Source organism: Ralstonia sp. TCR112 (assembly GCF_007997035.1).
Taxonomy (GTDB): Bacteria; Pseudomonadota; Gammaproteobacteria; order Burkholderiales; family Burkholderiaceae; genus Ralstonia; species Ralstonia edaphi.
The window spans coordinates 1-8,775 of the sequence record NZ_VOSS01000069.1; the positions used below are offsets into that span (position 1 = coordinate 1).

At 61.6% G+C, this 8,775-nt stretch carries 10 protein-coding genes and 1 pseudogene; 1 reads left to right on the forward strand and 10 read right to left on the reverse strand.

All coding sequences use genetic code 11. The features are described 5' to 3' along the window. Window positions 1–44 precede the first annotated feature (44 nt). From kdpC to FUT88_RS16635, 10 genes and pseudogenes are all read right to left on the reverse strand, one after another. Window positions 45–659: a potassium-transporting ATPase subunit KdpC gene (gene kdpC, locus FUT88_RS16590; protein ID WP_147216759.1), complete on the reverse strand. Its 615-nt coding sequence runs from the start codon at window positions 657–659 to the stop codon at window positions 45–47. Between the two features lie 15 nt (window positions 660–674). Continuing rightward, on the reverse strand, window positions 675–2,900 hold the full coding sequence (gene kdpB / locus FUT88_RS16595) for a potassium-transporting ATPase subunit KdpB (protein ID WP_147216761.1): 2,226 nt from the start codon (window positions 2,898–2,900) through the stop codon (window positions 675–677). A gap of 40 nt (window positions 2,901–2,940) precedes the next feature. Next, a complete protein-coding gene (gene kdpA / locus FUT88_RS16600) occupies window positions 2,941–4,599 on the reverse strand; it encodes a potassium-transporting ATPase subunit KdpA (protein WP_261797190.1) in 1,659 nt (552 codons plus the stop codon). Between the two features lie 141 nt (window positions 4,600–4,740). Next, window positions 4,741–4,830 carry a K(+)-transporting ATPase subunit F gene (gene kdpF, locus FUT88_RS16605; RefSeq protein ID WP_004628487.1) on the reverse strand — a complete coding sequence of 30 codons (90 nt, stop codon included), beginning with the start codon at window positions 4,828–4,830 and terminating at the stop codon, window positions 4,741–4,743. Further along, the gene (locus FUT88_RS26780; RefSeq protein WP_261797191.1) at window positions 4,827–4,952 is read right to left on the reverse strand and encodes a hypothetical protein; all 126 of its coding nucleotides are present in this window, start codon (window positions 4,950–4,952) and stop codon (window positions 4,827–4,829) included. The genes kdpF and FUT88_RS26780 overlap by 4 nt, the downstream gene beginning before the upstream one ends. A gap of 31 nt (window positions 4,953–4,983) precedes the next feature. After that, window positions 4,984–5,781, reverse strand: a complete 798-nt coding sequence (locus FUT88_RS16610) for a TorF family putative porin (RefSeq protein WP_147216763.1) — start codon at window positions 5,779–5,781, stop codon at window positions 4,984–4,986. A gap of 387 nt (window positions 5,782–6,168) precedes the next feature. Next, window positions 6,169–6,567 (reverse strand): hypothetical protein, encoded by a 399-nt coding sequence (locus tag FUT88_RS16615; protein ID WP_147216765.1) that lies wholly within the window; start codon window positions 6,565–6,567, stop codon window positions 6,169–6,171. A 103-nt stretch (window positions 6,568–6,670) separates the two neighbouring features. Then, window positions 6,671–6,853, reverse strand: a pseudogene (locus tag FUT88_RS26785) (toxin-antitoxin system HicB family antitoxin); the annotation flags it as partial. A gap of 46 nt (window positions 6,854–6,899) precedes the next feature. Next, window positions 6,900–7,430 (reverse strand): DUF3828 domain-containing protein, encoded by a 531-nt coding sequence (locus FUT88_RS16625; RefSeq protein ID WP_147216767.1) that lies wholly within the window; start codon window positions 7,428–7,430, stop codon window positions 6,900–6,902. 482 nt (window positions 7,431–7,912) lie between these two features. Further along, complete coding sequence (locus FUT88_RS16635; RefSeq protein WP_147216769.1) at window positions 7,913–8,428, reverse strand: hypothetical protein; 516 nt, start codon at window positions 8,426–8,428, stop codon at window positions 7,913–7,915. A 58-nt stretch (window positions 8,429–8,486) separates the two neighbouring features. On the opposite strand from FUT88_RS16635, the gene FUT88_RS26445 reads away from it, so the two are divergent. Then, the coding region (locus tag FUT88_RS26445) for a hypothetical protein (protein WP_222614276.1) at window positions 8,487–8,775 on the forward strand (289 nt) is incomplete at its 3' end.

The window sequence follows — 8,775 nt, forward strand, 5'->3', positions numbered from 1 at the left end:
AAGGGAGGTGGACCACCAACACATAACCCGGTGGTCCACAAACCTCACCTCAAACCATCCAACGCCAAATTCAGTTCCAACACATTCACCCTAGCCTCCCCAAACACCCCAAGCACCGGCCCCTTGGTGTTCTCAGCCACAGCCTTCTTCACCAGGTCAGTCGAGAGATGCCGCGCCCGCGCCACCCGCTCCACCTGATACGCCGCAGCAGCAGGACTAATCTCCGGGTCCAGCCCACTCGCAGAAGCCGTCACAAGATCAGCCGGAATCGTCGCAGCATTCCCAGGATCCGCTTCCTTGAGCGCCGCAATGCGTGCCTTGGCCGCCTCCGTCAACGCCGGATTGCTCGGCCCAAAGTTGGACCCACCCGAAGCCTGCGCGTTATACGGATTCGGCGCAGTCGCCGAGATCCGCCCCCAGAAATACTCCGGGGTGTCAAAGTTCTGCCCGATCAACGAAGACCCAACAGCCTTGCCGCCACGCTCGATGATCGAGCCCCCGGCCTGCGCCGGAAACAGCGCCTTGCCGACGCCCGTCACCACCACCGGATACAACACGCCGGTAATAAGCGACAGCCCAACAAACACCACCAGCGCCGCACGCAGCACCCCACCTTGTTGCGGCACATCGCCCTGCACGGTTTGCGTTGTGGTTGCCATGAATGCACTCCTTCCTTAAACCCAGCCCATCGCGGCCAGGAACATGTCGATGAGCTTGATGCCCGGGAAGGGCAGCAGCAGGCCGCCCAGGCCGTAGACCAAGAGATTGCGGCGCAGCAGCGCGGCGGCCCCCAGCGCGCGGTACTTCACGCCCTTGAGCGCCAGCGGAATCAGGAACACGATGATCAGCGCGTTGAAGATCACGGCGCTCATCACGGCCGATGCCGGCGTTGCCAGATGCATCACGTTCAGCGCAGCCAGCTGCGGATACGTCGTCGCAAACGCGGCCGGGATGATGGCGAAGTACTTCGCCACATCGTTGGCGATCGAGAACGTGGTGAGCGAGCCGCGCGTCATCAGCATCTGCTTGCCGATCTCGACAATCTGGATCAGCTTGGTCGGGCTGGAATCCAGGTCGACCATGTTGCCGGCCTCCTTGGCGGCCTGCGTGCCGCTGTTCATGGCGACGGCCACGTCGGCCTGTGCCAGCGCGGGGGCATCGTTGGTCCCGTCACCGGTCATGGCAACGAGGCGGCCCTGCGCCTGCTGTTCGCGGATGAGTGCGAGCTTCGTCTCGGGCGTGGCTTCGGCAATGAAGTCGTCAACGCCGGCTTCAGCGGCGATGGACGCGGCGGTCAAGCGGTTGTCGCCGGTGATCATCACCGTCTTGATGCCCATCTGGCGCAGCTCGGCAAAGCGCTCGCGGATGCCGGCCTTCACGATGTCCTTCAGCTCCACCACGCCGAGCACGCGGTCGTTGTCGGACACCACCAGCGGCGTGCCGCCTTGGCGCGCAACATCATCGACCGCCGTCGACACGGCATCGGGAAACTTGCCGGCCAGCAGCGTCACATGCGAGCGGATCGCATCGGCCGCGCCCTTGCGGATCTGGCGGGCGTCGCCTGCATGGGAGACGTTGATCCCGCTCATGCGCGTTCGCGCAGAGAAGGCGACGTACACCGGCTGCGTCTTCGCAAGCGCCGCTTCATCGATGGATGCCTCGCCCAGGTTGCGCGCGAGCGTGACGATGCTGCGGCCCTCGGGCGTTTCATCGGCCAGCGACGACAGCCACGCCGCCTCGGCCAACTGCTTGGCCGTCACGCCCGGCGCAGGGATAAAGCGCGACGCCTGACGGTTGCCGTGCGTGATCGTGCCGGTCTTGTCGAGCAGCAGCACATCCACATCACCTGCGGCTTCCACTGCACGGCCCGAGGTGGCGATCACGTTGGCCTGCATCATGCGGCTCATGCCTGCCACGCCAATGGCGGAGAGCAGCCCGCCGATGGTGGTCGGGATCAGACACACCAGCAGCGCGACAAGCACGGTGATCGTGATCGGCGAGCCGGCCTTCATCGCGTCCACCGAGAAGATCGAGTACGGCAGCAGCGTGACGGTCGCCAGCATCAGGATGATGGTCAGGCTCACCAGCAGGATCGTCAGCGCCAGCTCGTTGGGCGTTTTCTGTCGCTTGGCGCCTTCCACCATCGAGATCATCCGATCCAGGAAGCTCTCGCCGGGGTTGGCGGTGATGCGCACGATGATCCAGTCCGACAGCACGCGCGTGCCGCCCGTCACGGACGAGAAATCCCCGCCCGATTCGCGGATGACCGGCGCCGATTCACCCGTGATGGCGCTTTCGTCCACCGAGGCCACGCCTTCGATGACCTCGCCGTCGCCGGGCACCATGTCGCCGGCTTCGATGAGCACGATGTCGCCACGGCGCAGCGCGGTGGCGGCACGCGCTTCCACACGGTCTCTGCGGTGCGGGTCTGCCAACACCTTGGCCTGCACCGTGGTCTTGATGCCGCGCAGCGATGCGGCCTGCTGCTTGCTGCGGCCCTCGGCCAGTGCCTCGGCAAAGTTGGCGAACAACACCGTGAACCACAGCCACACCGACACGGCGAGGATGAAGCCCGCCGGCGCTTCGGCCTGGCCGCGCAGCGCCATGACCCACAGGATGGTGGTGAGGATGCTGCCAACGTAGACGACAAACATCACCGGGTTCTTGGCCTGCGCGCGCGGCGACAGCTTGCGGAAGCTATCGACAATGGCGGGCTTGACCAGCGCCGACGAGAACATCGACAGCTTGCGCACATCCTTGGCGGACAGCGTGGTATGCGTCGTATGCGTGCTGCGTGCCTGCGGCTCGGCGGCTGCAGCAGTACCAGTACCGGCGCTCGGCTCAAGCTTGTGCTTGACCGTACGCACAGCCGGTTCGGATTCGGGATAACGGATAGCCATAAGCCACCTGTTGATATGGGGTAGACGACTCGCCGTGCGCTTAGCGTGCGAGGTGTTCTGCAATGGGGCCGAGGGCCAACGCGGGGATATACGTAAGCGCGCCCACCAGCAGCACCGAGCCGATCAGCAGCACCACAAACAGCGGGCCGTGCGTGGGCAGCGTGCCGGCCGTCACGGGCAGGCGCTTCTTGGCGGCAAACGTGCCTGCCATCGCCAGCACCGGCACGATGATCCAGAAGCGGCCCAGCCACATCGCAATGCCCAGCGCCACGTTGTAGAAGGGCGTGTTGGCAGACAGGCCCGCAAACGCGCTGCCGTTGTTGTTGGCGGCGGATGAGAAGGCGTACAGCACTTCAGAGAAGCCGTGCGTGCCCGGGTTGAAGATGCCGGCCTTGCCCTGCGTGGCCACCACGGCGATGGCCGTGCCCACCAGCACCAGCAGCGGCGTGACGAGGATGGCGATCGACGTCATCTTCATCTCGAACACCTCGATCTTCTTGCCGAGGTATTCCGGCGTGCGGCCGATCATCAGGCCCGCGATGAACACAGCCAGGATGGCGTACACCAGCATGCCGTACAGGCCCGAGCCCACACCGCCAAACACCACTTCGCCCAGCTGCATCAGGAACATCGGCACGAAGCCGCCCAGCGCGGTGAGCGAGTCATGCATGGCGTTGACTGCCCCGCACGACGCTGCCGTGGTGATGGTGGCAAACAGCGACGAGGCCACGATGCCGAAGCGCGTTTCCTTGCCTTCCATGTTGCCCATGGCCTGGTCGATGCCGAGGTTGGCGAGCATCGGGTTGGCGTGCAGTTCAGCCCATGCAAGGAACGTCGCCAGCGCCACGAACAGCACCGTCATCGCCGCAAGCACGGCCCAGCCTTGCCGGCCATCGCCCACCATGCCGCCAAACGTAAAGCACAGCGCCGCCGGGATGATGAAGATCGCCAGCATCTGCACGAAGTTCGTCAGCGCGTTGGGGTTCTCGTACGGGTGGGCGGAGTTGGCGTTGAAGAAGCCGCCACCGTTCGTGCCGAGCATCTTGACCGCCTCTTGCGACGCGACCGGGCCCATCGGCAGGGTCTGCGTTTGCGTGGTGGCTTTCTCGGTGACGGGGTTGCCTTGTGCGTCCTTGAGCGGCTGGCCGCTGGCGTCCATCTTCGGGTTGTCGTACGTGGTGGCGGTGACGGTGGTCACTTCCTTGTAGCCATCGAAGTTCTGGATCACGCCCTGGCTCACGAAGAACACCGACACCAGAATCGACAGCGGCAGCAGCACGTAGACCGTGGCACGCGTGAAGTCGACCCAGAAGTTGCCGATGGTGTTGGCCGAGTGGCGCGCAAAGCCCCGGATGAGCGCAATCACCACCGCAATGCCGGTCGCCGCAGACAGGAAGTTCTGCACCGCCAGGCCGAGCATCTGCGTGAGATAGCTCATCGTGCTTTCGCCCGAATAGCCTTGCCAGTTGGTGTTGCTCACAAAGCTGATGGCCGTGTTGAAGGAAGAATCCGGCGTGATGGCGCCAAAGCCCTGCGGGTTGAGCGGCAGCCACTGCTGCACGCGCTGCAGCGCATACACCGCCAGCGCGCCCAGCACGTTGACGACGATGACAGCCAGCGCATAGCGCTTCCAGCCCATCTCGGCCTGCGGGTTGACGCCGCCACGCGGTAGAACAATCGCTCGATGGGGCCGAGCCAATGTGTGCGCGATGGCCGGTTGTTGTCCGTGCCAAACACGCCGGTCATATACGCGCCCAGCGGTTTGGCCAGAACCAGCAGCACGACCAGATAGATCGCCAGCTGGAGGAGGAACGCATTCATGGTGTGCCTCGCAGTGTTGTTAGAAGCGTTCGGGCCAGAGCAAGGCCACAAACAAGTAGACGAGCAGAACCACCGTGATGGCCCCGGACAGCACATAGAGCCAGGTCATTGCTGTTTCTCCATCGCCTGCGTGGTGGGTTGGTCTTTGGTGGCAAGCCGGCCGGAGAGGGCGAGCAAGCCGCCCACTGCCAGGGCCAGCACCGCAAGGCCGGCGAGATAAACGAGGTCCATATGCGCTCCCCTTTCCTTCAGGTCGTGTTGGTCAGAACGTCTTGGTCACCGCCAGCAGCGCGGTGGCCTTGCCCATGTAGTTGCCGCGCGTGTTGGTGTACGCGGCGCGCGCAGCGTTGGTGTCGATGTACGCAACCGATGCCGTCCAACCGCTGCCGAAGTCCTTCGTCACGCCCACCTTCCAGTCGGCATACGACGTGCGCACCACCTGGTGCGGCACCTGCTGATAGCCCACATGCAGGTTCAGCGTGAGGCCCCAGAAACCGGTGTCGAAGTTGCCCGACAGATCGAAGTACTGGCTGTGGTGGCTATCTGCAAAACCGAAGAGGTTGGAGAACGCGTGCGAGTACTTGAACGAGACCGGCCCGTAGCCGATCTGCGCATAGCCCTCGGTGGTGTGCGGGCGGGTGTAGCCGTCGGGGTAGCTGCCCGGGTAGTAGTACTGCAGCACGCCCACATCAATGGGCACGTCCTTCATCAGCTCGGTCTTGTAGCCGCCGTAGAAATCCATCTCGATGGGGGCGGAGACGTTGGGATTGGAATCCCCCAGCCAGCTGATCGACGAGTTCCAGTTGCCCACGTAGAAGCCGTTGGGCAGCGCGTAATCCACGCCGCCCTGGATGGCGGGCTTGTTGTTGGTCTGCATGAGACCGCGATAGCGGTATTGGCTGGCCAGCGTGACGTTGGCCGTCAACGGGCTGGCGGGTGTAGCGGCCGGGGCCGGCGCAGCGTCAGTGGACTGCGCAAAAGCGGCCGCGCTCGACAGTGCTGCGGCACAGAAGACAACGCCACCCATGACGGTGGCGTGCAAAGAAACCTTGGCTTGCATGGACCTTTCCCTTGTTGTTTTAGGTGCCGCCCGGCCCGGCGCAGGTGCGCTTCAACGGGGCCGGATGCGGCGTGCAAGCAGGCTCTCGTCACAGGGCCTGCGTGCAGTGCAACAGTAGGGAAAGGGGGGTAAAAACGGGGTAAAGGTTGGGGGGAGGGGTGTAAACGCCGTATAAAAACCGGCTTGCTACATGCGAGGCGCTTGACGGGGCAGCGAGGTGTTGTAGGTCCAACCCCGCGCCTGTGTCAGATGTTGGGAGAATGGAAGAAGTGCCGTGTTGTGACGTTGCCCGGTTCCACTCGCGCGCTCGCACTAATCAACAACACAACGACAAGCGCGCTGCTAAAACAGACGCCCTAAAAGTGACTGGGCTTTTGCTCTGAATGTTCACTCTTCTGACTTTGTAGCGAACACGCCTTTTTTGCCCGCCGAGCCCGGCGTATATGTGACGAACGAGTTGTCTTTTGCCGTTTCCATATGCAGCCGCCCGCAAGCAGTGCATTCATACGCCGTCCGTCTCAACGCTATGAACTGTCCATGGATGTGGTCATGGAGCAGATTGCCATGGTCCAGTCCGAGAGCTATGTACTCCTCGGAGTAGCCCCGATCGAGCAGCCAGCGGTGCACCTCCCCTTGTTCGACTGCCGTCACATAGCTCTGAATTTCGCCGACGAACCAGTCGGAGAACGGCTCGCAATCTACGTCCTTTAGGAAAGCGGCCTTGTACGGTAGAGACGACGTGTTATCCCGAATGGTGTTGCCACACGTGCATAGCAATTTGCTCATGACACCAACGTAATCTTGAGAATGGACACCAGATGATAGGGCCGGGCGACAGTCTTTCCAAACGACTATCCGCTCAAGTTAGCCAATCTAAGTTGGCTGGGAGGACTTTCTCCCCATTCGCCTCCATGTCGCCCACCGCTTCTGCAACAATCCTCCGGATACCGGCGAGTGCACCCTCCGGCGTGGCAGCGAGCCACGATAGCGACGGAAATTCTGCGCAGAGGCCAACGTGTTCCCCATCTTCGGGGTACCACGTCACCCGGTAAGTGAACTGGTCTTGCGTCATGACTTCGCTCCTAAATCAAAAGAGCCGCACGAGGCGGCTCCCTTTGTCAGTTACCCGGTGATGAATAGGGCAGCATGTCATCGACTTTGATGATCTTCCACCCATCATGTCGTTTGGTGAAAAACACGAGAACGGTGACCTCGCTACGCGAGCCAAAACTCACAGGCACGACAACAGCCTCGCTGAACGTGAGCGGCCGGCCTGGCTTGATATGAGCGAGCCAATCACGTTCGTCGTAGTCCTGCGCCTTCAGAAAGTAGTCCGCACCGCCAGGAAGTTGGTCTCGCCTGTAGTCTCTGCGCAGGCTCTCAACCGTAGACGCGTCAACGTAGCGACCAATCTCGCGATCTAGAAGCGGGAACACCTGGTTCACCTGCTTGTTGATGTACCAGACATAGAACTGTTTCGCTTGCAGACCAAGAGAAGTCAGCGCGTCAGCATAGGACGCGCACGAGAATGCCATTAGAAAACCGGCAAGCCAAAATGACAGTGTTTTTTTCATCCTTGCCTCAATGACGTCGATACAGTTTGTACGGCGGCTTTTGCGTTCGATACGCTTGGCCGGGATAAAACCCATTGTTCTGGACAAAGTCTGATACCCAGCTTGATCCGTCAAACATGGCCATATGGCCGTGGGGGTGCCCGGGGATGGGTTGGATCACGATCACATCTCCTCGACGAGGCGACGAAGCGTCGTCCAGTTCGATGAACCCGGCCTGACGCAAGGGAAACCCATAGTCCTTTGCCGAACGTGTTGGCGTCACACTGACTCCTCCTGCTTCAATCGCCTTTCGAACATACTTTGCACAGTTCCCAGTGCTTTGGCTTTGTGCATGCTGTCGAACGTGATTGGCCGCTGCATTACTGTCCCACATAGTTTCCTCGCATTCAGTTGATTGGAAATATCTTTCCCAAGATATATCCGAGAATGCTAGGTCTTAAAGCGTAGTTTAATGATTGAGATTTGTTTCTTATTTATTGGAAGATGTGTTATTCCAATTCAGCGGACTTTCTTCACATCGGACTCGTACCAAGCCCCTCCGCATCATCCAAGCACGTCTACGATAATTCCGCCTGCTGCTCCTCATCCGACGATCTTTCATCAGCTCTGCCAGCTTCGTCGTCCTTTCGCTTTGCTCCCCGACTAAACCGCACCGCCAGCGCCTTGCGCGCCGCGTCCAACCCTTCTCCCTGACCCGCCACCTTGAGGAACGCATACCCCTCCAACGTGGCGCTCATCACATCGCTGCCCAGCGCCAACTGCGAATCCGCCATGCGTTCGTGAATGCGCGCCACGCGCATGAGGCGGCTGCGTAGCTGATCGAAGCCCGCCAGATCGCGGCGCAGTTCGGCAAGGTCGAAATTGCCAGGTAGCAGGTTGGGATTGGTGTTCAGCACCTCCACGGCCTTGCGCGCGAAGGCTTCGGACTTGTCGCCCATCTTCACCAGCGTTCGGCGCTGCACCGGGGTGAGGTCGATCAGGCTGGCGAGCCGGTCTTCCAGCGTCTTCAGGGCGCCGTCCACGGCGGCCAAGTCAGCTGAAGTGAGCTGATACGAAATCAAGTTCTGCGGCATTTCACTCCTCGCAAATCAATTGGCAGTGCCGTGCCATCAAGGGCACGAGGGCGGGAGATTGGCCGCTGCGGCGCCGGTCCGCAATGCCAGGAGGGGGTTTCGGGCGAAGAATCAGAATGATCTGATGCGGCCTTCACAACTCGACACATCGAGAGGCGTTCTCGACGGTCCGAGCTCAGAGCTCGACGCGTGGAGCTTTTTGCTCGACTGCCCGAGCTCTGAGCTCGACGCGCGAGGCTTTTTGCTCGACTGCCCGAGCTCTGAGCTCGACGTGTGGGGCTTTTTGCTCGGCGGCCCGAGCTCTGAGCTCGGCGTGCGAGGCTTTTTGCTCGGCTGTCCGAGCTCGG

Bases quoted from the DNA above. Each gene is read 5' to 3' on its own strand.
- FUT88_RS16625 (WP_147216767.1), bottom strand. From the start codon at position 7,430: ATGGGTTTTATCCCGGCCAAGCGTATCGAACGCAAAAGCCGCCGTACA.
- kdpF (WP_004628487.1), bottom strand. From the start codon at position 4,830: ATGACCTGGCTCTATGTGCTGTCCGGGGCCATCACGGTGGTTCTGCTC.
- FUT88_RS16635 (WP_147216769.1), bottom strand. From the start codon at position 8,428: ATGCCGCAGAACTTGATTTCGTATCAGCTCACTTCAGCTGACTTGGCC.
- FUT88_RS16615 (WP_147216765.1), bottom strand. From the start codon at position 6,567: ATGAGCAAATTGCTATGCACGTGTGGCAACACCATTCGGGATAACACG.
- FUT88_RS26780 (WP_261797191.1), bottom strand. From the start codon at position 4,952: ATGGACCTCGTTTATCTCGCCGGCCTTGCGGTGCTGGCCCTGGCAGTG.
- kdpC (WP_147216759.1), bottom strand. From the start codon at position 659: ATGGCAACCACAACGCAAACCGTGCAGGGCGATGTGCCGCAACAAGGT.
- FUT88_RS16610 (WP_147216763.1), bottom strand. From the start codon at position 5,781: ATGCAAGCCAAGGTTTCTTTGCACGCCACCGTCATGGGTGGCGTTGTC.
- kdpB (WP_147216761.1), bottom strand. From the start codon at position 2,900: ATGGCTATCCGTTATCCCGAATCCGAACCGGCTGTGCGTACGGTCAAG.